General features: G+C 75.1%; 20 protein-coding genes and 1 pseudogene. 15 read left to right on the top strand and 6 right to left on the bottom strand.

Annotation, left to right across the window (positions count from 1 at the left end; translation table 11 throughout):
- The first annotated feature begins 89 nt into the window (after nt 1–89).
- Entirely contained in the window at nt 90–470 is a 381-nt protein-coding gene (locus ACH443_RS03985; protein ID WP_429762468.1) for a PadR family transcriptional regulator, read from the top strand.
- Nucleotides 470–1,822, top strand: a complete 1,353-nt coding sequence (locus ACH443_RS03980) for a permease prefix domain 1-containing protein (RefSeq protein WP_429762469.1) — start codon at nt 470–472, stop codon at nt 1,820–1,822. The genes ACH443_RS03985 and ACH443_RS03980 overlap by 1 nt, the downstream gene beginning before the upstream one ends.
- 48 nt (nt 1,823–1,870) lie before the next feature.
- Here ACH443_RS03980 and ACH443_RS03975 read toward each other — a convergent pair whose 3' ends face one another.
- On the bottom strand, nt 1,871–3,100 hold the full coding sequence (locus tag ACH443_RS03975) for a multidrug effflux MFS transporter (protein WP_429762470.1): 1,230 nt from the start codon (nt 3,098–3,100) through the stop codon (nt 1,871–1,873).
- A gap of 92 nt (nt 3,101–3,192) precedes the next feature.
- Between ACH443_RS03975 and ACH443_RS03970 the strand changes: the two genes are divergently transcribed.
- Entirely contained in the window at nt 3,193–4,005 is an 813-nt protein-coding gene (locus ACH443_RS03970; protein ID WP_429762471.1) for an SOS response-associated peptidase, read from the top strand.
- 7 nt (nt 4,006–4,012) lie between these two features.
- Here the strand turns inward: ACH443_RS03970 and ACH443_RS03965 are convergent, their stop codons facing one another.
- On the bottom strand, nt 4,013–4,768 hold the full coding sequence (locus ACH443_RS03965; protein WP_430589532.1) for an SDR family NAD(P)-dependent oxidoreductase: 756 nt from the start codon (nt 4,766–4,768) through the stop codon (nt 4,013–4,015).
- A 149-nt stretch (nt 4,769–4,917) separates the two neighbouring features.
- Here ACH443_RS03965 and ACH443_RS03960 point away from each other — a divergent pair, with 149 nt between their 5' ends.
- A complete protein-coding gene (locus tag ACH443_RS03960) occupies nt 4,918–5,802 on the top strand; it encodes a helix-turn-helix transcriptional regulator (RefSeq protein ID WP_430589531.1) in 885 nt (294 codons plus the stop codon).
- 25 nt (nt 5,803–5,827) lie between these two features.
- Here the strand turns inward: ACH443_RS03960 and ACH443_RS03955 are convergent, their stop codons facing one another.
- A complete protein-coding gene (locus tag ACH443_RS03955; RefSeq protein WP_429762474.1) occupies nt 5,828–6,889 on the bottom strand; it encodes an adenylate/guanylate cyclase domain-containing protein in 1,062 nt (353 codons plus the stop codon).
- An 84-nt stretch (nt 6,890–6,973) separates the two neighbouring features.
- Here ACH443_RS03955 and ACH443_RS03950 point away from each other — a divergent pair.
- Nucleotides 6,974–7,483, top strand: a pseudogene (locus ACH443_RS03950) (LLM class flavin-dependent oxidoreductase); the annotation flags it as partial.
- An 86-nt stretch (nt 7,484–7,569) separates the two neighbouring features.
- Nucleotides 7,570–7,848: a hypothetical protein gene (locus tag ACH443_RS03945; protein WP_430589530.1), complete on the top strand. Its 279-nt coding sequence runs from the start codon at nt 7,570–7,572 to the stop codon at nt 7,846–7,848.
- An 11-nt stretch (nt 7,849–7,859) separates the two neighbouring features.
- Here ACH443_RS03945 and ACH443_RS03940 read toward each other — a convergent pair whose 3' ends face one another.
- Complete coding sequence (locus ACH443_RS03940; RefSeq protein WP_430589529.1) at nt 7,860–8,738, bottom strand: biotin--[acetyl-CoA-carboxylase] ligase; 879 nt, start codon at nt 8,736–8,738, stop codon at nt 7,860–7,862.
- An 88-nt stretch (nt 8,739–8,826) separates the two neighbouring features.
- Here ACH443_RS03940 and ACH443_RS03935 point away from each other — a divergent pair, with 88 nt between their 5' ends.
- Genes ACH443_RS03935 through ACH443_RS03920 form a run of 4 tightly spaced genes read left to right on the top strand, consistent with a single transcriptional unit; the run spans nt 8,827 to nt 11,917 of the window.
- The gene (locus ACH443_RS03935) at nt 8,827–10,479 is read left to right on the top strand and encodes an acyl-CoA carboxylase subunit beta (protein ID WP_430555707.1); all 1,653 of its coding nucleotides are present in this window, start codon (nt 8,827–8,829) and stop codon (nt 10,477–10,479) included.
- Nucleotides 10,480–10,524: 45 nt separating this feature from the next.
- Nucleotides 10,525–11,109 (top strand): hypothetical protein, encoded by a 585-nt coding sequence (locus tag ACH443_RS03930; RefSeq protein ID WP_429762478.1) that lies wholly within the window; start codon nt 10,525–10,527, stop codon nt 11,107–11,109.
- Nucleotides 11,106–11,348: an acyl-CoA carboxylase epsilon subunit gene (locus ACH443_RS03925; RefSeq protein ID WP_430589528.1), complete on the top strand. Its 243-nt coding sequence runs from the start codon at nt 11,106–11,108 to the stop codon at nt 11,346–11,348. The genes ACH443_RS03930 and ACH443_RS03925 overlap by 4 nt, the downstream gene beginning before the upstream one ends.
- Nucleotides 11,345–11,917, top strand: coding sequence for a hypothetical protein (locus tag ACH443_RS03920; protein WP_429762480.1), 573 nt, complete (start codon nt 11,345–11,347; stop codon nt 11,915–11,917). Before ACH443_RS03925 ends, ACH443_RS03920 begins: the two co-directional genes overlap by 4 nt.
- A gap of 4 nt (nt 11,918–11,921) precedes the next feature.
- Here the strand turns inward: ACH443_RS03920 and ACH443_RS03915 are convergent, their stop codons facing one another.
- Nucleotides 11,922–13,124, bottom strand: coding sequence for a glycerate kinase (locus ACH443_RS03915; RefSeq protein WP_430589527.1), 1,203 nt, complete (start codon nt 13,122–13,124; stop codon nt 11,922–11,924).
- A 71-nt stretch (nt 13,125–13,195) separates the two neighbouring features.
- Here ACH443_RS03915 and ACH443_RS03910 point away from each other — a divergent pair, with 71 nt between their 5' ends.
- From ACH443_RS03910 to ACH443_RS03895, 4 genes are all read left to right on the top strand, one after another.
- On the top strand, nt 13,196–14,938 hold the full coding sequence (locus tag ACH443_RS03910) for a DUF885 domain-containing protein (RefSeq protein ID WP_430589526.1): 1,743 nt from the start codon (nt 13,196–13,198) through the stop codon (nt 14,936–14,938).
- 24 nt (nt 14,939–14,962) lie between these two features.
- Complete coding sequence (locus ACH443_RS03905; protein WP_429762483.1) at nt 14,963–15,889, top strand: AEC family transporter; 927 nt, start codon at nt 14,963–14,965, stop codon at nt 15,887–15,889.
- Between the two features lie 17 nt (nt 15,890–15,906).
- Nucleotides 15,907–16,584: a Maf family protein gene (locus tag ACH443_RS03900; protein ID WP_430589525.1), complete on the top strand. Its 678-nt coding sequence runs from the start codon at nt 15,907–15,909 to the stop codon at nt 16,582–16,584.
- 185 nt (nt 16,585–16,769) lie between these two features.
- A complete protein-coding gene (locus tag ACH443_RS03895) occupies nt 16,770–18,551 on the top strand; it encodes an acetyl/propionyl/methylcrotonyl-CoA carboxylase subunit alpha (protein WP_430589722.1) in 1,782 nt (593 codons plus the stop codon).
- Nucleotides 18,552–18,583: 32 nt separating this feature from the next.
- On the opposite strand, the gene ACH443_RS03890 is transcribed toward ACH443_RS03895, so the two are convergent.
- Nucleotides 18,584–19,951: an MFS transporter gene (locus ACH443_RS03890; protein WP_430555703.1), complete on the bottom strand. Its 1,368-nt coding sequence runs from the start codon at nt 19,949–19,951 to the stop codon at nt 18,584–18,586.
- A 29-nt stretch (nt 19,952–19,980) separates the two neighbouring features.
- Between ACH443_RS03890 and ACH443_RS03885 the strand changes: the two genes are divergently transcribed.
- The gene (locus tag ACH443_RS03885; protein ID WP_429762487.1) at nt 19,981–20,505 is read left to right on the top strand and encodes an NUDIX domain-containing protein; all 525 of its coding nucleotides are present in this window, start codon (nt 19,981–19,983) and stop codon (nt 20,503–20,505) included.
- The last annotated feature ends 27 nt before the right edge of the window (nt 20,506–20,532 follow it).

The raw sequence follows: 20,532 nt of genomic DNA, 5'->3' as shown, positions 1-20,532 counted from the left end.
GCGCCGAACCACCCGGTCGACCCCTCCCGAGCGATGCCTAGATCTGCTAGGTTCAGCACCCCTAGCAGATCTAGACATAGGAGCTCGAGGTGCGCTTCGACAAGGACCTGGTGGCGGCGTCCGCCACCCCGCTGGTGCTCGGCATCCTCGCGGAGGGCGAGTCCTACGGGTACGCCATCCTCAAGCGGGTCACGGAGCTCTCCGGCGGCCGCATGCAGTGGACGGACGGGATGCTCTACCCCCTGCTGCACCGCCTCGAGCGCCTGGGCCTGGTCGCCGCGACCTGGGGCACCTCCGAGGCCGGCCGGCGCCGCAAGCACTACGCCCTCACCCCGGCCGGGCACGACGCGCTCGCCGAGCGCCAGGAGCAGTGGTCCGTCGTCGCGGACGTGCTGCACCAGGTCTGGCGGTCCGCCCAGCAGGCGGCCCAGGCCCCGGCCCGCCCCGCCGTCGCGGAGGGCTGGGCCTGATGGCCTCCCGCGAGCGCCTCGAGGCGCAGATCGACCAGTGGCGCTCGTACGTGCAGCGCCACCGCGCCATCGCGCCCGCCGACGTGGACGAGATGGAGGACCACCTGCGCGGCCGGGTCGACGACCTCACCGCGACGGGCCTCGACGACGACGAGGCGTTCCTCGTCGCGGTGCGCCGCATGGGCAACCTCGACGCCGTCTCGCACGAGTTCGCGCGCGAGCACTCCGAGCGGCTGTGGAAGCAGCTCGTCCTCGTCCCGGACGACGATGCCGCGCAGGCGTCCGGCCCGGCGTGGCGCGAGCTCGCCGTCGTCCTCGCGCTCGCCGTCGGCGCGGGGATCGCGGTGAAGGTGGCGCTCGCGGCCTTCGACACGGACTCGGCGCTGCTGCGCAACGTCCCGCTCATGACGGCGCCGTTCCTGGCCGCCTACTTCGTGTGGAAGCGCCGCGTCGCACGGCGCGTGGTCGGCGCCCTGCTGGTCCCGTACGCGCTGCTCGCCGTCGTGCTCAACGTCTACCCGTACGTCGACACGGGGTCGACCGTCGTCCTCGCGGCGATCCACGCCCCCGTCGTGCTGTGGGCGCTGGTCGGCGTGGTCTACGTGGGTGGCCGCTGGCGGGACCAGGACCCGCGGATGGACTTCGCGCGCTTCACCGGCGAGCTCGTCGTCTACGTGACGCTGCTCGCGATCGGCGGCGGGGTGCTGCTGGGCCTCACGGCCGCGACCCTGAGCCTCGTCGGCGTGGACATCGAGCCCGCGATGGAGAGCTGGATCATGCCGTTCGCGGTGCCGGGCGCCGTCGTCGTCGGGGCCTGGCTCGTCGAGGCGAAGCAGGACGTCGTGGAGAACATCGCCCCGGTCCTCACGCGCGTCTTCACGCCGCTGACCACGGTGATGCTGCTGGTGACGCTCGTCGTCCTGCTCGGCGCCGGCGGGCTGGCCGACGTCGAGCGCGAGCTGCTCATCCTCATGGACGCGATCCTCGTGCTGGTGCTCTGCCTGCTGCTGTACTCCGTCTCGGCCCGCGACTCCCTCGCCCGCCCGGGCTGGTTCGACGGCCTCCAGCTGGTGCTCGTCGCGGCCGCGCTCGCCGTGGACGCCGTCGCGCTCACGGCGATGCTCACCCGTATCGCCGAGTTCGGCTTCAGCCCCAACAAGGTGGCCGCGCTCGGGCTCAACCTGCTGCTGCTGGTGCACCTGGCCCGGTCCGGGCTGCTCCTGCTCGGCTTCCTGCGCGAGCGGCAGCCGTTCGGCGCGCTGGTCCGGTGGCAGACCCGCTTCCTGCCCGTGTACGCGGTGTGGGCGGCGCTCGTGGTGGTGGCGTTCGGGCCGGTCTTCGGCTTCGCCTAGGACGCCCCACGGCCCGGCACCATCAGGCCGCGAACCCGACCCTCACCGTCAGGCCAGCTTGACCCAGCCGTCCTTGCGGTAGGCGGGCGTGGCGAACGCGAGCACGGCGATCGCGCCGGCCAGCGCGACGAGCATCACCCAGGACATCGCGACGGCGTCGCCGCCGAGCACGCCCACCAGCGGCGACACGAGGCCGGCGACCCCGGACTGCACGGCGCCGATGACGGCGGCCGCGGTGCCCGCGCGCTCGCCGTGCCGGGACAGCGCGATGGCCGACGCGTTGGCCGGGATCAGCCCCTGGAAGGCGAGCACCAGCCACAGCATCGCGAGGAGGCCGATCAGCCCGCCGGCCCCGGTGAGGGCCACCGCCAGCAGCCCGACCGCGACGACGCCCTGGATCGCGAGCGCGGCCCGCAGCAGCCGGATGGGCGCCACCCGCCGCACCAGGGCGGCGTTCACCTGCGCGGACAGCACCAGGCCCAGGCCGTTGACGGCGAACAGCACGGAGAACTGCCCGTGGCTCAGCCCGTAGCCCTCCTGGAAGATGAACGGCGAGCCGACCACGTAGCTCATCAGCACGGCCTGCCCGAGCCCGGGGATGACGGCGAGCGCCATGAACTGCTTGTCCTTGACCAGCGTGCGGTAGCCGGCGAACACGCTGCGCGCACCGCCGGTCTGGCGTCGTCCGGCGGGGAGCGTCTCCGGCATGAACCGCCACACGACCAGGCCCATCGCCACGCCCGCGAGCGCCAGGAAGCCGAAGACCCAGCGCCAGCCGGCCGCCGCGGCGACGGCGGAGCCGAAGGTCGGCGCCAGCATGGGCGCGACGCCGATGACGAGCATCAGCCGGGACAGGATGCGCGCGGCCTCCGCGCCGACGAACCGGTCGCGCACGACCGCCATCGCCGCGACGCCGCACGCGGCGTTGAAGAAGCCCTGCAGGAGGCGCAGCCCGACGAGGACGGTCATGTTCGGCGCGAACGCGCACAGGATCGACGTCACGACGTGCAGCGCGAGGCCCCACATGAGGGGCGCCCGGCGCCCGAAGCGGTCGGACAGCGGGCCGATCGTGAGCTGGCCCAGGGCGCCGCCGATGAGCATCACGGAGACGGACAGCTGCGCGAACGAGGCGGAGGAGCCCAGGTCGGCCGCCACCTCGGGCAGCGACGGCAGGTACATGTCGACGGTGAACGCCGGCAGCGCCGCGAGCGCCCCGAGCATGATGACCCAACGGTACGGAGAGCGGGCGCGCGGAAGTCTCGCGGAGTCGTCGGGCATGGCCACCATCGTATCGAATCGTTACGACCAGGCCCAGGGAGAATCCCCCGGCCGGCCGCCCGGGTGTCGGTGGGATGCGTCACGATGGACCCATGTGCGGCCGCTACGCGTCCTTCCGTGACGCCCAGGACATCGCCGACGACCTCGCCGTCGCCGAGATCGCGGAGGACGCGCGCCTCCTGCCCCCGTCGTGGAACGTCGCCCCCACCGACCCCGTGCGCATCGTCGTCGAGCGCCCGCAGCGGCTCGAGGGCGGGCAGACCGGGGAGATCACCCGCTCGCTCCGGCTGGCGCGCTGGGGGCTCGTGCCGTCGTGGGCGAAGGACCCGTCGATCGGCGCGCGCATGATCAACGCGCGCACCGAGACCCTCCTCGACAAGTCCGCGTTCGCGAAGCCCCTCGGCGTCCGGCGCTGCCTGCTGCCGGCCGACGGGTACTACGAGTGGCGCAAGCTCGAGCTCCCGCCCGGCGCCCCCGCGCGGGGCGGGTCGAAGGGCGGGTCGAAGGGCAAGGTGCCGAAGCAGCCGTACTGGATCCACCCGGACGACGGCGGCGTCGCGGCGCTCGCCGGCCTGTACGAGTTCTGGCGGGACCGGACCAAGGCCGACGACGACCCCGACCGCTGGCTCGTCTCCGCGACGGTGATCACCACGGCGGCGTCGCAGGACCTGGAGCGCATCCACGACCGGATGCCCGTGGTGCTGCCGCGGGCGTCGTGGGACGCCTGGCTCGACCCCGCGGTCGGGGCCGAGCAGGCGATGGGCATCGTCACCGGCCCGCAGGTCGGGATGGCGACGCGGCCGGTGGGCGACGCCGTCGGGTCGGTGCAGAACAACCGGCCGTCGCTCATCGACGTCGACCCCGACCCGCGGGACCCGGACGTGGTCACCGCGGGGCGCGGCTGAGCCGCGGTCAGGCGCCGCCGGTCACGGCGACCTCCTGGCCGGTGATGCCCGTGTTGGCGGCCGACCCGAGGTAGACGATCGCGGTCGCCACCTCGCGTGCGTCCAGCAGGCGGCCGAGCGGGGCGCGCGCCGCCGCGGACTCGCCGAACGCTTCGACGATCCCCCCGTTGCGCACCGTCCTGGTGAGGCCGGGCAGCACCACGTTCGACAGGATGTCGCCCTCGCGCCCGAGCGCGAACGCGACCGACCGGCTGAACCCGTGCAGCGCCGACTTGGCGGTGGCGTAGTACGCCGTGCCCTCGTCGCCGTCGCGCACCAGGCTGGACGACAGGTGCACCAGCCGCCCCCACCGCTGCGCGCGCATCGACGGGGCGACCGCGCGGGTCAGCCGCACCGCCCCCTCGACGTTCGCGCGCACGGTCTCGAGCCAGGCGCCGTCGGGCACGTGCTCGAAGCCACGCGGGCCGTCCGCCCCCGGCGGGCTCCAGGTCACCGCGTTGTTGACCAGCACGTCGACGCGGCCGGTCCACGCGAGGACGGCGTCGCGCACGCCCTCGGCCGCGCCCTCCTCGGTCTGGTCGTAGCGGACGACGAGCGCACGCCCGCCGATCTCCTCCGCGACGCGCGTGGCGTCGTCCTTCGACTCGCGGTACGTGAGGAGGACGTCGGCGCCCTCGGCGCCGAACTGGGCGGCGACGTGCCGCCCGATCCCCCCGGACGCCCCCGTGACGACGACGGTGCGCCCCTCCAGTCCCAGGTCCATGCTGTGCTCCTCGTGACGGCTGTGCGCCGGCCACCGGGTCGGTGCCGACGCGTCCACCGTCGCCCGGCGGCCGCGCCGGCGGGAGGCCGCCGCGAGCCTGGCCGCGCCAGGGCCACCCTCCGCCGCCGCCGCGTGCCTAGGCTGGCCGCATGACCGACGCCGACCGGACCGCCGACCGGATCGACCGTGACCTCGGCGCGTTGCTCCGCGCGTACCGCGAGGACGTGCGCCCCCGGGACGTGGGCATGCCCGAGGTCGGGCGCCGCCGCACCCCCGGCCTGCGTCGCGCGGAGCTCGCGGTGCTCGCGGGCGTGAGCGTCGAGTACCTCACCCGCCTGGAGCAGGGGCGCGACCGGCACCCGTCGCCCGCCGTGGTGGGCGCGCTCGCCGACGCGCTCCGGCTCGGGCACGACGAGCGGCGCGTGCTGCTGCTCGCCTCCAAGGACGCTCAGGGGGCCGGCGTCTGCCTGGCGACCGCGCCGGGCGACGACATCCCGGCGGGCACCCGCGCCGTGCTGGACCGTCTCGCCCCTGCCCCCGCCGCCCTGCTCGACCGCTTCGGCACGGTGCTCGCCTGCACCCCCGCCTACCGGGCGCTCCTCGCGCCCGCCGGCCTGTTCGACCACGGGGAGCCGCGGCTGGCACCCGTCGTCCTCACCGACCCGCGGGCCCGCGACCTGTTCCCCGACTGGGACGCCGTCGCGGACCGCGTGGTCGCCGACCTGCAGCGCGAGTCGGTGCCGTCCGACCCGGTCCTCGGCGAGCTGGTGGACGCCCTCACGGTGCTGGCGGGGGCCGCGTTCACCGAGCGGTGGGCGCGCCCGGTCGCCGACCGGGGACGGGACGCCGTGCTGCGGCTGGCCCACCCGCAGGCCGGCGCCCTGCGCGTGGAGCCGCAGGTGCTGGTGCCCGGCGGGGGCGAGCACCTGCGGATCGAGCTGCTGCTCCCGGCCGACGAGGCGACCGAGCGGGCGCTGGACGACCTGGCCGCCGGCAACCGCACGCTGCGCGTGGTGCGCTCGGACGCCTCCTGAGGTGGCGCGGTGAGCGCGCGGAGGGTCAGCCCCCGGTGTAGGCGCGCTGCAGCCGCACCGGCGTGATCTCGCCGATGCCCTGCACCTCCTGCGGCGGCTGCGCCGTCAGGGCGTAGCGGGACGACGACGCGAGCAGGGACGCCGTGTGCGGGTCCACCAGCACGGTGGCCGGCTCGGCGAGCTCGGTGATGCGGGAGGCGAGGTTGACGTCGGAGCCGAACACGTCGCCGAACCGCGACAGCACCCGCCCCCACACGAACGCGACGCGCACGGGGATCTCGGGGTCGGTCGCGTGCGGCGCGGCCAGGCCGAGTGCCACCTCGGCGCCCGTCGTGACGTCGTCGGCCACGAACAGCACGGCGTCGCCGATGGTCTTGACGACGCGGCCGCCGGCCTCGGTGATGACGTCGCGGGCCCGGGACTCGAAGAGCTGCACGAACTCCGACAGCTCCTGCGACCCGAGGCCCGCGGTGCGCTTGGTGAACGAGACGATGTCGGCGAACCCGACGGCGCGCGGCAGCGGCAGCTCGTCGTCGTGCGCCTCCTGGGTGCCGCGACGCGCGCCGCCGAACTCGGTGGCGAGCCGCCCCGTGAGCGCGGCGAGCTGGCGCCGCCAGGCGTGCTCGAGCTGGCGGGAGAGCTGCGAGGTGAGGTCCGGCATCCGGTCGATGGCGGCGAGCCGCGCGCTCACGTCGTCCAGGCCGTCGCGGCGGCTGAGGTGCTCGACGAACGCCTCCACCTGCCACAGTGCGAGCCGGTCCGTGGTGTGCCCGAGGGAGCGGATGAGCGTCATCTGGGCCTGCTCGTCGAGCCGCTCGGCGTCCACGAGCTCGCCGATCTCGCGCAGCGCCTGCATGTCCGCGTCGGTGAACCCCACCTCGGCGGGGTGGGTGACGGGCAGCCCCAGCCAGCGCCAGTAGTTCTCGATGAACTCCTGCGACAGGCCGGTGCCCTCCACGAGGTCGGACAGCGTGTACCGGCGCGGGCCGCCGAGGATCGCCTCGTCCAGGCGGGCCGCGGTGTCCCCCGCCCGCCGGGCGTCGTCGTCCGTCGGCAGACCGGGTCCCGTCGTGGTGTCGCTCGTCACGCCCCCACTGTAGTCAGCGCGGGCTGTGTCCCGGCTGGGAGCCCCGGGCCGGCGCCCGATGAGTTCGCGCCCCGCCGGCGGTCGATGAGCACGTCCCGACCACGACGCCTGCGCGAGAGGACCGCGACGATGCCCCACGACCGCACGACCAGGCCGGCACGGCGCTTTCGCTTCGGGGTCGTCGCCCCCGTCGGCGCCGACCTCCCCGCGTGGCGGGACCAGGTGCGCCGGATCGCCGACCACGGGTACTCGACCCTCCTGATGCCCGACGTCCAGCAGTGGCAGCCGGCACCCGGCCCCACCCTGGCGGTCGCGGCGACGCTCGCCGACGTCCGCGTCGGCACCTGGGTGTACGCCTCGCCGCTGCGCACGGCCCGCGCCGTGGCCTGGGAGGCGCACTCCCTGTCGGTGCTCACCGAGGGCCGCTTCGAGATGGGCCTCGGCGCCGGGAGGCCCGGCATCGAGGACGAGCTGCGGGAGCTGGGCATGCCGGTCCTCCCGGCCGGGCGACGACTGGCGCGCATGGGCGAGGCGGTCGCGCTGCTCCGCCGGCTCGACGGCGCGGCGCGGCGCACGCCGGTCGTGATGGCGGTGCGAGGCCCGAAGGCCCGCGCCCTCGCCGCCGACCTCGCGGACACGGCGGCGGTCGCGATCATGCCGGCGACCCGCGGGCCGTCACGATGGAGATCGCGGCGGACCTCCGGTCACGCGCCGACCTCGAGCTGGCGTTCCACGCGGCCGTGGTCGGCGATGCCGTCTCCCCGTTCATGGCGCCGCCCGACACCGACACCGGCGCGCTGCGCGCGGCGGACTCGCTGCTGCAGCTGCCCGCCGACCCCGGGGCGGCCGCCGAGGAGATCCTGCGGCGACGCGAGGAGGGCGGCTTCTCCTACGTCGTCGTCGGTGCGAACGCCGCCGACCGGCTCGCTCCCGTGGTCGCCGAGCTCGCCGGCCGCTGACGCGACCACGGTCATGCCGTGCGCAGGTGGTGCACGTCCCCGGCCGTCACCGTCCGCTCCCCGCCCGCCGTCGCCAGCACCAGTGCGCCGTCGGCGGCGACGCGCACCGCCTCGCCCTCCACCACGTCGCGACCGCCGGCGAGCTCGGCGCGCACCGCCGTGCCGAGCGTGGCCGACGCCGCCGCGTACCGTGCCGCGAGCCCGGCCGCGTCGGCGTCCCCGCGGGCGGCCTCCAGGTCCGCCACGACGCCGACCAGCTCGCGCACGAGCGTGCCGAGCAGCGCGCCGCGGTCGGCCCGCGCCCCCTCGAGCGCCAGCGACGTCGCGGTCGGCACGGGCAGCTCGGCCGCGGACTGGTCCACGTTCAGCCCGACGCCGACGACGACGGCGGCGGGCCCCTGACCGTCGATGGCCGGCACCACCTCGGCCAGCACGCCCGCCACCTTGCGGAACGGCCCCAGCCCGGCCGCGTCGTCGGCGGCCGGCAGCAGCACGTCGTTGGGCCACTTCACCGCGGCCCCGGGCACCCCGGCGGCGTCGACCGCGCGCGCGACGGCGAGGCCGGCGAGCAGCGGCAGCCAGCCCAGCCGGGCGGGCTCGAGCCGCGGGCGCAGCAGCACCGAGACGGTGAGCGCGGCGCGCGGCGGCGTCTGCCACCCGCGCCCCGCACGCCCCCGCCCCGCCGTCTGGTGCTCGGCGACGAGCGCCGCGGGCGCGGGCCACTCCCCCGGCGCCCGGCGGACGGCGTCGGCCAGGTCGGCGTTCGTGGAACCGGACGCCTCGACGACGTCGAGGCGGGCGAGGGGGCCTGCGGGCGCGAGCAGGTCGCGGCGCACGGAGGGGAGATCGAGGGGGTCTCGGCGGGGGTCGTCGCGGGGGTCGTGGCTCACGTCCCCGATCGTCCCGCATCTCACCGCCACCGACCCTTTGTGGGGTCCCTCCAAAGAATCCGGGCGGGCCGCAGCCTGTCGCGCATCGATGCGTGGCAACCCACCAACTAGGGTCGGTCGGGTGAACGACGCCACCTCCTCGACCGACATCGAGCCGCCCGCCGCCTCCGGCACCGCCGCCAAGCTCGCCGACCTGGAGCGCCGGCGGGCCGAGGCCGTGACCGACGCCGAGGAGAAGGCGAAGGCGCGGCAGCACCCGCGCGGCAAGAAGACGGCCCGCGAGCGCATCGAGGCGCTGCTGGACGAGGGCAGCTTCGTCGAGCTCGACGCGCTGGCCATGCACCGCAGCCGCAACTTCGGCCTCGACAAGCGGCGCGTCGCGGGCGACGGCGTCGTGACCGGCCACGGCACGGTCGACGGGCGCCAGGTGTGCGTGTTCAGCCAGGACTTCACGGTCTTCGGCGGCTCGCTCGGCGAGGTGCACGGCGAGAAGATCGCCAAGGTGCAGGACCTCGCGCTGCGCACCGGCGTGCCGATCATCGGCATCTCCGACGGTGGCGGGGCGCGCATCCAGGAGGGCGTCGCGGCGCTGACGCAGTTCGCCGAGATGTTCCGGCGCAACGTCGCGGCCTCCGGCGTGATCCCGCAGATCTCGCTCATCCTCGGTCCCAGCGCGGGCGGCGCCGTCTACTCCCCCGCCCTGACCGACTTCATCGTCATGGCGGACGGCACGTCCAACATGTTCATCACCGGCCCGGACGTGATCCGCACGGTGACGGGTGAGGACGTCGACTTCGAGACCCTCGGCGGCGGCCGCACGCACAACGCGACGTCCGGCGTGGCGCACTACCTGGGTGCGGACGAGGACGACGCGATCGACTACGTGCGCCACCTCGTGGGCTACCTGCCGCAGAACAACCTGGGCGACGCGCCGTCGTTCCCGCCCGAGGACGAGACGCCGCTGGAGGTCACCGAGGACGACGAGGCGCTCGACGTCATCGTCCCCGACAGCGACAACCAGCCCTACGACATGCGCGCCGTCGTCGAGACTGTCCTCGACCCCGAGTCGTTCCTCGAGGTGCAGCCGCTGTTCGCGCAGAACGTGCTGATCGGGTTCGGCCACGTCGAGGGCCAGTCGGTGGGCATCATCGCCAACCAGCCGCTGTCCATGGCGGGCACCCTCGACATCGACGCCGCCGAGAAGGCGGCCCGGTTCGTGCGCACCTGCGACGCGTTCAACCTGCCCGTGCTGACCTTCGTCGACGTCCCCGGCTTCCTGCCCGGCGTCGGCCAGGAGCACCAGGGCATCATCCGGCGCGGCGCCAAGCTCATCTACGCGTACGCCGAGGCGACCGTCCCGCTGGTCACCGTCATCACGCGCAAGGCCTACGGCGGCGCGTACATCGTCATGGGCTCCAAGCAGCTCGGGGCGGACGTCAACCTCGCCTGGCCGACGGCGCAGGTCGCGGTGATGGGCGCGTCCGGCGCGGTGAACATCCTGCAGCGCTCGGCGCTCAAGGAGGTCGCGGAGTCCGGAGGCGACGTCGAGGCGGAGCGGCAGCGCCTCACGGACGAGTACACGGAGGCGATCGTCAACCCGTGGGACGCCGCCGAGCGCGGCTACGTGGACGCCGTCATCCGCCCGTCCGAGACGCGCGTGCAGGTGGTCCGCGCGCTGCGGGCGCTGCGTACCAAGCGCGCGAGCCTGCCGCCCAAGAAGCACGGCAACATCCCCCTGTGACACCGTCGGTGGTTGAGCGCCGTCGAAACCGGGAAGAATGAGCAGATGAGCCACGAGGACGCCACGCACGGACCCGCCCCGCTGGGGTCGGTCGACCCCGAGCCGATGCACCGCGCCGTCGACGCGCTGGCGGCCGCCCTGCACGAGTACGTGCAGACCGCGGTCGGCGTGCGCGCCGAGTTCGGCGCCTCCGAGGCGGACGAGGACCCGCGCGTGCTCGCGCTGGAGAGCCGGGTGGGCCAGCTCAACGCCGCAGTCTTCGACGCGCTGCACGACGGGCTGGGCATGCACCCCGACCTGACGAGCTCCGTGTGGGAGGGCGGCGAGGAGGAGGACGAGCACACCCACGACGCCCCGGAGGGCGCCGTGCCGGCGGAGGTGTTCTACCTCGGCTTCGTCGTGGCCGACCCGACGCCCGGCTCGCCCGGCACCCTGGACGGCGTCGTCGAGCTGCTCGACGAGGCCGGCGGGGACGTCGCGCAGCGCCTGTTCGACGGCGGCTACGAGGTCGCGGAGTGGGCGACGTCGCGCGGCGCGGCGGTGGAGTTCGGCGACGACGACCTCGACGACGAGCTGGACGACCAGCTGGACGACGAGGACGGCGACGACCCGCTCGGGGGTGCGCGATGAGCAACGAGGTGCGCGTGGTGCGCGGTCGGCCCGACGACGTCGAGGTCGCCGCGCTGGTGGCCGGGCTCGCGGCGGTCGCGTCGGCGAGCGGGCTGCCCGACGACGGGGCCCCCGTCGAGGAGTGGACCAACCGCGCCCGCACGGTGCGCGGCAACGGCGCGGGCGTGACCGCGAAGAGCTTCGGCGGTCGCTGGGGCCGCCACAACGCCGACGCGTGGCGCTGGAGCCTGCACTCGTGAGCGTCGTCTGGCAGCAGGTCGAGGGCCCCGACGAGGTCGACGCGCCGCTGGAGGAGCTGCCCGCTCCCCCGCGCCCGGGTTGGCTGCGACGGTGGCTGTGGGCGCCCGCCCTCGTGGTGACCGCCGGCCTCTACGTGCTGCGGCGCACGATCGAGGACCCGTCCGGCGAGCTCGAGCTGTGGCTGTTCATGGGCATGCTCGCCGGCCTCATGGTCACCGCCGTCGCCGCCCTGGTCCGCTACCGGGACGACCAGCGCCAGGCCACCGAGGGGCGCGACGCCGCGGCGTTCGGCGCGGACAGGCGGTCGGCCACGGGGTCGGTCTCCGTGAACGAGCGCCGCACGAGCTCCGGCCTCCTGCTCAGCGGCGTGGTGTCCTACCCGACGGACGACGGCACGGCCGACCGCCCCTACTCGTCCCTGGTGCGGCCGGACGACGAGGAGCGGCTGCCTCCCCCGCGCGACGGCGACCCGGTCGCCGTCTGGTGGGCACCGGGCACCGAGACCGTCGTGGTGCGGTACCACCGCGACTGGGCCGACGCCGTCCGCCGCCGCACCCGCAAGCGCTGACGCGTCAGCGCGACGCGCGCCCCGCCGCGAACAGGCGGCACGCGTGCGCGGCCGTGTGCTCCAGCTCGACCACGGCGTCGCGGGAGAGCTCGGCGAGCGTGCGCGGCCCCGGCGCGAGGGAGAAGGCCGCCGCGATCCCGGCCTCCGCGACCTGGGCGGGCGTGAGCTCCACGCCGCCCGCCACGACGACGACCGCCGCGCGGCCCGCCACGAGCCGCACCACGGTGTCCACGACCTTGCCGTGCAGTGACTGCTCGTCGAGGCGGCCCTCCCCGGTGAGCACGAGGTCGGCGCCCTCGAGCGCCTCCGCGAGCCCCACCGCCTCGGCGACGAGCTCGCCGCCGGGCACCAGCTCCGCCCCGAGCGCGGCCGACAGGCCCACCGGCAGCCCGCCGGAGGCACCGGCGCCCGGCAGGTCGCGCGCGTCGTGACCGGTCGCGGCGGCGAGGGCGTCGGCGAGGTGCGCGAGCCCGTCGTCGAGCACCGCGACGTCCTCCGGAGTCGCGCCCTTCTGCGGCCCGAAGACGGCCGCCGCGCCGCGCGCCCCGAGCAGCGGGTTGTCGACGTCGCACGCGATGCGCCACCGCAGCGCGCCGGCGCGGGCGTCGAGGCCGGACAGGTCGACGGCGGCCAGGGCGCTCAGCCCGCCACCCCCCGGAGGGACGGGGGCGCCGTCCGCGTCGTGGAACCGGGCGCCGAGGTCGGACAGGAGCCCCGCCCCTCCGTCGGTCGAGGCCGACCCGCCGACGAACAGGACGACCTCCTCGACGTCCGGGGCGGCGTCGAGCGCGGCGAGCACCACGGTGCCGACGCCGTGGCTGGTCGCGTCGAGCGGCCGCAGCGCGACGTCCGAGACCTTCGGCAGGCCGTAGGCCTCCGCCGCCTCGGCCGCGAGGGTGCGGCCGTCGGGCGAGACGCCGTAGCGCGCCGTGGTCGGGCGCCCGAGGGCGTCGGTCGTGACGCAGGTGCGGGGCTCCTCGCCCCACGCCCCGAGGATCGCGTCCAGGGTGCCCTCGCCGCCGTCGGCGAACGGCACGGCGCGCACGTCGGCGTCGCCGCCCAGGGCGGCGCGGGCCCCGGCCGCGAGCGCCGCGGCCACCTGCGTCGCCGTGGCGCTGCCCTTGAACGAGTCGGGGGCGACCACGACGCGGAGGGGCGCGTGGGCGGCGGGGGGATTCACGTCCTCGTTCTTCACGACACTGTGCACGGGCACAGACCGTACCCGGAGGGCCGGAATGACGGCGCGCCGTCTCGGGGCGGGTCGATAGGGTGCGTGCTGTGACCTCGAGCACCCCCACCCCGCCCCGCACCCCTTCCGCGGTCGACGCCGTCGCCGACGCGTACGTCACCCGGTCCGCCGAGCTCGACCCGCTGCTCGCCACCGCGATCGGGCTGCCCGGTCACGACCACCGCATGACCGACCTGTCCCCCGCCGGGCACGAGGCGCGGGCCGAGTCGGACCGCGCCGTCCTGCGCGAGCTGGACGCGGCCGAGCGCGACGGCGGCCCGCTGGACGCCGTCGACCGGGTCACCCTGGCCGCGATGCGCGAGCGGGTGGGCCTGGCGCTCGAGCTGCACGACGCCGGCGAGCCGCTGGCCAGCCTCAACAACATCGAGTCGCCGGTGCAGCAGCTGCGCGACGTCTTCGATCTCATGCCCACCGGCTCGGTCGAGGCCTGGGAGGACGTCGCCGCGCGCCTCAACGCGGTACCCGACGCGATCGACGGCTACGTCGCGTCCCTCACGGAGGCGGCGCGGCGCGGCCAGGTCGCCGCGATCCGCCAGGTGCGCGAAGGCGTGTCCCAGTCGCGCGAGCTCGCCGGCCTCGACGGGCACGAGTCGTTCTTCGACGGCCTCGTGCGCAGCGACGACGCCGCCGCCGTCCTGGACGAGTCGAGCGCGTGCAGCCTCGTGCGCGCCGAGCTGGAGCGCGGCGCGACCGCGGCCCGCGACGCCTACGCGCGCCTCGCCGAGTTCCTCGAGCGCGACCTCGCGCCGCAGGCGCCGGAGCGCGACGCCGTGGGCCGCGACCGCTACGCGCGCTTCTCGCGCGAGTTCCTCGGCGCCGAGGTCGACCTGGACGAGACGTACGAGTGGGGTCTGGACGAGCTGGCCCGGATCGTGGCCGAGCAGGAGTCCGTGGCCCGCCAGATCGCCGGTGCCGGCGCGAGCGTCGAGGACGCCGTCGCCGCGCTGGACGCCGACCCGGCCCGCACGCTGCACGGCACCGACGCGCTGCGCCGCTGGATGCAGGAGACCGCGGACGCCGCCATCGAGGACCTCGCAGGCACGCACTTCGACATCGAGGGGCCCGTGCGCACCATCGAGTGCCGCATCGCCCCCACCCAGACCGGCGGCATCTACTACACGCCCCCGAGCGACGACTTCTCCCGTCCCGGGCGCATGTGGTGGTCGGTGCCCGCCGACGTCACCGAGTTCAACACCTGGCGCGAGAAGACGACCGTCTACCACGAGGGCGTGCCCGGCCACCACCTGCAGTGCGCGGCCGCCGTCGTCGCGCGCGACACGCTGAACTCGTGGCGCCGCCTGATGTGCTGGGTCTCCGGGCACGGCGAGGGCTGGGCCCTGTACGCCGAGCGGCTCATGGCCGACCTCGGCCACCTCGACGACCCGGGCGACCGCTTCGGCATGCTCGACGCGCAGCGGATGCGCGCGGCGCGCGTGGTGCTCGACATCGGCGTGCACCTCGGCAAGCCAGCCCCCGAGCAGTGGGGCGGCGGGGTGTGGGACGCCGAGAAGGCGTGGCCGTTCCTCAAGGCGAACGTCAACATGCCCGAGTCGTTCGTGCGGTTCGAGCTCAACCGGTACCTCGGGTGGCCCGGCCAGGCGCCGTCGTACAAGGTGGGCCAGCGGCTGTGGGAGCAGGCGCGCGACGACGCCCGGACGGCGGCGCGGGCGCGCGGCGAGGAGTTCGACCTGCGGGCGTTCCACGCCAGGGCGCTCGGCCTCGGCTCGGTCGGCCTGGACGTGCTGACCGGCGCCCTGCGCGACGCCCGCTGACGCGGCGCGCTCCCCCCGCCCCGCATGGAAGGCATCCTCACCGGCTTCGCGATCATCGGCGTGGTCATCGCCGTCGGGTACGTCGCGGCGCGCCTGCGCCTCGGCGGGCCCGACGCCCGGACCGCGCTGAACCGCATCGGGTTCTTCGTCGCCAGCCCCGCGCTGCTGTTCACGGTCATCGCGGACGCCGACGTCGGCGAGCTCTTCCAGGCGCCGCTGCTGGTGCAGGCGATCGCCGCGGTGGCGGTCGCGGCGGTGTTCGTCGTCGTCAACCTGCTCTGGCTGCGCCGCCCCGCCACGGAGGCGACGATCGGCGCGGTCTCGGCCGGCTATGTGAACGCCAACAACATCGGCCTGCCCGTGGCCGTGTACGTGCTGGGCGACCCCGCCGCCGTCGTGCCGGTGATCCTGCTGCAGCTGCTGATCCTCGCCCCGGTGACGCTGCTGGTGCTCGACGCCCAGACGTCGGGGCGGGTGTCGGTGGGGTTCGTGCTGGCCCAGCCGGTGCGGAACCCGATCATCCTCGGCTCGCTCGCGGGCGCGGTCGTCTCGCTCACCGGCTGGAGCGTCCCGGCCCCGGTGCTCGCGCCGCTGGAGATCCTCGGCGGCGCGGCCGTGCCGATGATCCTCCTCGCCTTCGGGATGTCGCTCCACGGGTCGCGTCCCTTCCAGCAGCCCGGCGGGCGCACGGCCGTCGTGGTGGCGTCGGTGCTCAAGGCGGTCGTCATGCCGGCGGTCGCCTTCGTCCTCGCGCGGTACGCGTTCGGGCTGGACCCCGCGCAGGTGGCGACGGCGGTGACGCTCGCCGCGCTCCCCGTGGCCCAGAACGTGTACAACTACGCGGCGCGGTTCCGTACCGGCGAGCTGCTCGCGCGCGACACCATCCTGGTCACGACCGTCGCGTCGCCCGTCGTCCTGCTGGTGTCGTCGCTGCTGCTGCACACCGGCTGACTGGTTAGGGTGCGCACGTGCCTGCCTCCACCGCGCCCGTGCGCCTCGTCCTCGCCTCGCAGTCCCCCGCCCGCCTGGCCACCCTGGCGGCAGCCGGCGTCACGCCGCGGGTCGTCGTCTCGTCCGTCGACGAGCCGGCCGTGCTCGACGCCGCGCGCGCCGGGTTCGGCGGCGACCTCGACCCCGCCGACGCCGTCCTCGTCCTGGCCCAGGCCAAGGCGGAGGAGGTCAGCGCCCGCCTCGAGGACGGCGGCGAGGACGAGGCGTCCGCCCTCGTGCTCGGCTGCGACTCGATGCTCGAGCTGGACGGGGAGATCCTAGGCAAGCCCGCGGACGCCGAGGACGCCCGCCGCCGCTGGCGTGCGATGCGCGGCCGCGTGGCCGTCCTGCACACGGGCCACTGGCTGGTGGACGCCCGCGACCCCGAGGACGGCGGCACGGGCGGCACGCTCGGCGCGTCGTCGTCCACCACCGTGCACTTCGCCGACGTCGACGACGAGGAGATCGACGCCTACGTCGCGACGGGCGAGCCCCTGCACGTGGCCGGCGCGTTCACGATCGACGGCCTCGGAGGCCCGTACGTGGACCGGATCGAGGGCGACCACCACGGCGTCGTCGGGCTGAGCCTGCCGCTGCTGCGAGAGCTGCTGGGCGAGCTGGAGATCCCCTGGCGCTCGCTCCGCGACCCCCGCTGAGCGGCTCAGACCCACTGCCGAAACCACCAACTCCGGGCGCCTCCGGCACTACCTACCGCCCGGGTCCATGTGGGATCCCTCCAAACGGCCCGGATCGTCGTTGGTACCCGGCACAGACTTCTCCGCAGGCGTCGCGCGGGTGCCGGAGGACGGCGGCGCACGCGTTACCGTGAGCCGTGCCCACCATCAGCAAGGTCCTCGTCGCGAACCGCGGCGAGATCGCCGTCCGCATCGCCCGTGCCTGCGCCGACGCCGGGATCGCCTCCGTCGCCGTCTACGCCGACTCCGACCGGGACGCGCTGCACGTCCGGCTCGCCGACGAGGCGTTCGCGCTGCAGGGCCAGCGCGCCGCCGACACCTACCTCGACGTCGAGAAGCTGCTCGACGTCGCGCGCCGCTCCGGCGCGGACGCGGTGCACCCCGGCTACGGGTTCCTGTCGGAGAACGCCCAGTTCGCCCAGGCCGTGCTCGACGCCGGGCTGGTGTGGATCGGGCCGCCGCCCGCCGCCATCGAGTCCCTCGGCGACAAGGTGAGCGCGCGGCACATCGCGCAGGCCGCGGGCGCGCCGCTGGTGCCCGGCACGTCCGACCCGGTCCAGGGTGCGGACGAGGTGCACGCCTTCGCGGCCGAGCACGGGCTGCCGATCGCCATCAAGGCGGCGTTCGGCGGCGGCGGCCGCGGCCTCAAGGTCGCCCGCACGGACGACGAGATCGACGAGCTGTACGAGTCCGCGGTGCGCGAGGCGGTCGCCGCGTTCGGCCGCGGCGAGTGCTTCGTGGAGCGGTACCTCGACCGGCCGCGGCACGTCGAGACGCAGTGCCTGGCCGACGCGCACGGCAACGTCGTGGTGGTCTCCACCCGCGACTGCTCGCTGCAGCGCCGGCACCAGAAGCTCGTCGAGGAGGCGCCCGCGCCCTTCCTCACGCCGGAGCAGGAGGCCGAGCTCGACCGGGCGTCGCGGGCCATCCTCGCCGAGGCCGGGTACGTGGGCGCCGGCACGTGCGAGTTCCTCGTCGGGACGGACGGCACCCTGTCGTTCCTCGAGGTCAACACCCGCCTGCAGGTGGAGCACCCGGTCACCGAGGAGGTCACCGGCCTCGACCTGGTGCGCGAGCAGCTGCGCATCGCGGCGGGCGAGCCGCTGGGGTACGACTCCACCACGGTCCGCGGTCACTCGTTCGAGTTCCGCATCAACGGCGAGGACCCGGCCGCGGGCTTCCTGCCCTCCCCCGGCACCGTCTCCACGCTGCGCTGGCCGTCCGGCCCGGGCGTGCGCGTCGACACCGGCGTCGTCGAGGGGGACACGATCTCGGGCGCCTTCGACTCGATGATCGCCAAGCTCATCGTCACGGGCGCCACCCGCGAGCAGGCGGCCCAGCGTGCCCGCCGTGCGCTGCGCGAGCTCGAGGTCGCGGGCATCCCCACCGTCGTGCCGTTCCACCGCGCGGTGATGGAGGCCGAGGACTTCGTCCCCACCGACGGCTCCCCCTTCCGCGTGCACACCCGCTGGATCGAGACCGACTTCGCGGACGAGCTGGGCAGGCTCGCGCCGGCCGCCCCGGCCCCGGTGCCCGACGCCGAGGAGCCGGCCGAGGAGCTCGCCGAGCGCGTCGTCGTCGAGGTCGGTGGCCGCCGTCTCGAGGTCGTGCTGCCCGCCGGGCTCGGCGTGGCCGCCGGGCGCGCCCGCCGCGCGAACGCCGCCCGCCGCCCCGCCCGCCGCGGCAACGGGCGCACGTCCTCCGCCGCGAGCGGCGCGACCCTCGCCTCGCCCATGCAGGGCACCATCGTGAAGGTCGCGGTCGAGGACGGGGCCCAGGTGGCCGAGGGCGACCTCGTCGTCGTGCTCGAGGCGATGAAGATGGAGCAGCCGCTGCTCGCGCACAAGGCGGGCACCGTGCGGTCCCTGTCCGCGACCCCCGGCGACGGCGTCACCGCCGGCGCCGCCATCTGCGAGATCGTCGACTGACCCGAGGGAGTAGTCCGTCGCGGGCTCTCGTCCTACCTCGCGGGATCTCGCACGACCTCGGCGGGTTCGGACGTCGCCGGCCGCGCGATGGCGGCGAGGGAGCGGCGGGCGGACGGCACCGACAGCACCGCGGCCACGAAGGCGACGAGCAGCGCGCCGGCGACGACGAGCAGCACCTGCACGGAGTACCGATCGGCGAGCGGGCCGAAGACCACCATGCTCAGCGGCATGGCGACGGTCATGACGATGCCGACGAACCCGAAGACGCGCCCTTGCATCTCGGGCTCGACCGTCTCCTGCAGGATGGCCATGCTCGGCGCGGACATGAGTGTGAACGTGACGCCGATCAGCAGTCCCAGGACGAAGAACACCCACATGTTCGTGGACAGGCCGAGCCCGGCGGTGAGCACCCCCGCCGCGAGGGTGCTCCCGACGATCAGCGCCACGCGGTGGGTCACGCGGGTCCCGACGAACGCCATCGCGAGCCCGCCCGCGAGCATGCCGGCCGCCCAGAACACCTCGTTGGTGGTGAGCTTCCAGACCTCGTCGCCGAAGGTGCGGGTCACCATGAGCGGCGTGAGGTAGGACGGCGCGCCGATGAGCACCATCGTGGTGGCGAAGATCGTCATGAGCCACTTCACGGCGCCGTGTCCACGGATGTAGCGGACGCCCGCGGCCAGGTCGCCGAAGTAGCTCGGCTTCTCCGGACCGGCCCCCTCGGGCGCGGCGCCGTCGTGCCGGACCAGTCGCGGCACGGTGACCAGCATCAGCATGCCGATGCCGAGCACCGCGGTGACGACGTCCACGAAGAACACCGCGACGATGTCGAAGCTCGCGTAGATCGCGGCGGCGACCACGGGGGCGAGCAGCATCATGCCGGACTGGATGGACTGGTTGATCCCGTTGATGCGGATGAGCTGGGGCGCCGGCACGATCTGCGGCACCATCGCGTTCACCGCGGGGGTCTGTATCCCCGCGAACGTGGAGCGGACGGCGAGCGCCACGTAGATCAGCCACAGGTCGTCGACGCCGGAGAGCATGAGCAGCGCGAGCGCCAGCGTGATCGCCGCGATGGCGCTGTCCGCGCCGATGATCAGCAGCTTGCGGGAGTGCCGGTCCGCCCACACCCCGCCGAAGATCGACATGAAGGCCTGCGGCAGCATGCCGAACACGATGCTGAGCATGAGCACGGAACCCGACTGCGTGACGATCGTCAGGTGCCACATCACGGCGAACTGCACGAGCATCGACCCGAGCAGCGAGATCGTCTGGCCGGTGAGGAAGATCGCGACGTTCCGCTTCCACCCGGGCATCTCGTCGCGCGGGTCCGCCGCCTCGTCGTTCATGGTGGTGGAAGACGGTGCGGGGTCGGGGAACTCATCGGTGCCGTGCGCGCTCACCGTGCCATCGTCGCCTGTAGCCTGACCGCGTGCCCAGCCGATTTCCCCCGCGCGAGACCCTCCACCGGCACCCCGGGGACGGCTGGGTGACCTGCGGCGACCACCGGCACTGGGGCCTCTACGGCGCGGCGGGGCTGCTGCTCGCGCGGCGCGGGCCGGGCACCCCGGGCGCGCTCGGGCCCGTGACCGACGTCGTGCTGCAGCACCGCGCGGTCTGGTCGGACCAGGGCGGCACGTGGGGCGTGCCGGGCGGCGCGCTGGCCCCGGACGAGACGCCCGTCGACGGGGCGCTGCGCGAGAGCCTCGAGGAGGCGGCCGTCGAGCCGCGCGCGGTGCACGTGCTGGGCACGCACGTGCTCGACCACGGCCCATGGGCCTACACGACCGTGCTCGCGGACGTCGCGCCGGGCGCCCGCGTGACGCCCGGCGCGGCCGACCCGGAGAGCCTGGAGGTGCGATGGGTCGCCGTCGACGAGGTGACGGCCCTCCCCCTGCTGCCCGCGTTCGCGACGGCGTGGCCCGCGCTGCGGGCGCGGCTCGACGGCAGGTCCTGACCCGGCCCGTCCCGACGCGCCCGGCAC

Source organism: Isoptericola sp. NPDC019571, from assembly GCF_044389385.1.
Classification (GTDB): Bacteria; Actinomycetota; Actinomycetes; order Actinomycetales; family Cellulomonadaceae; genus Isoptericola; species Isoptericola nanjingensis.
This window is presented reverse-complemented; position numbering and strand designations above follow the sequence as displayed.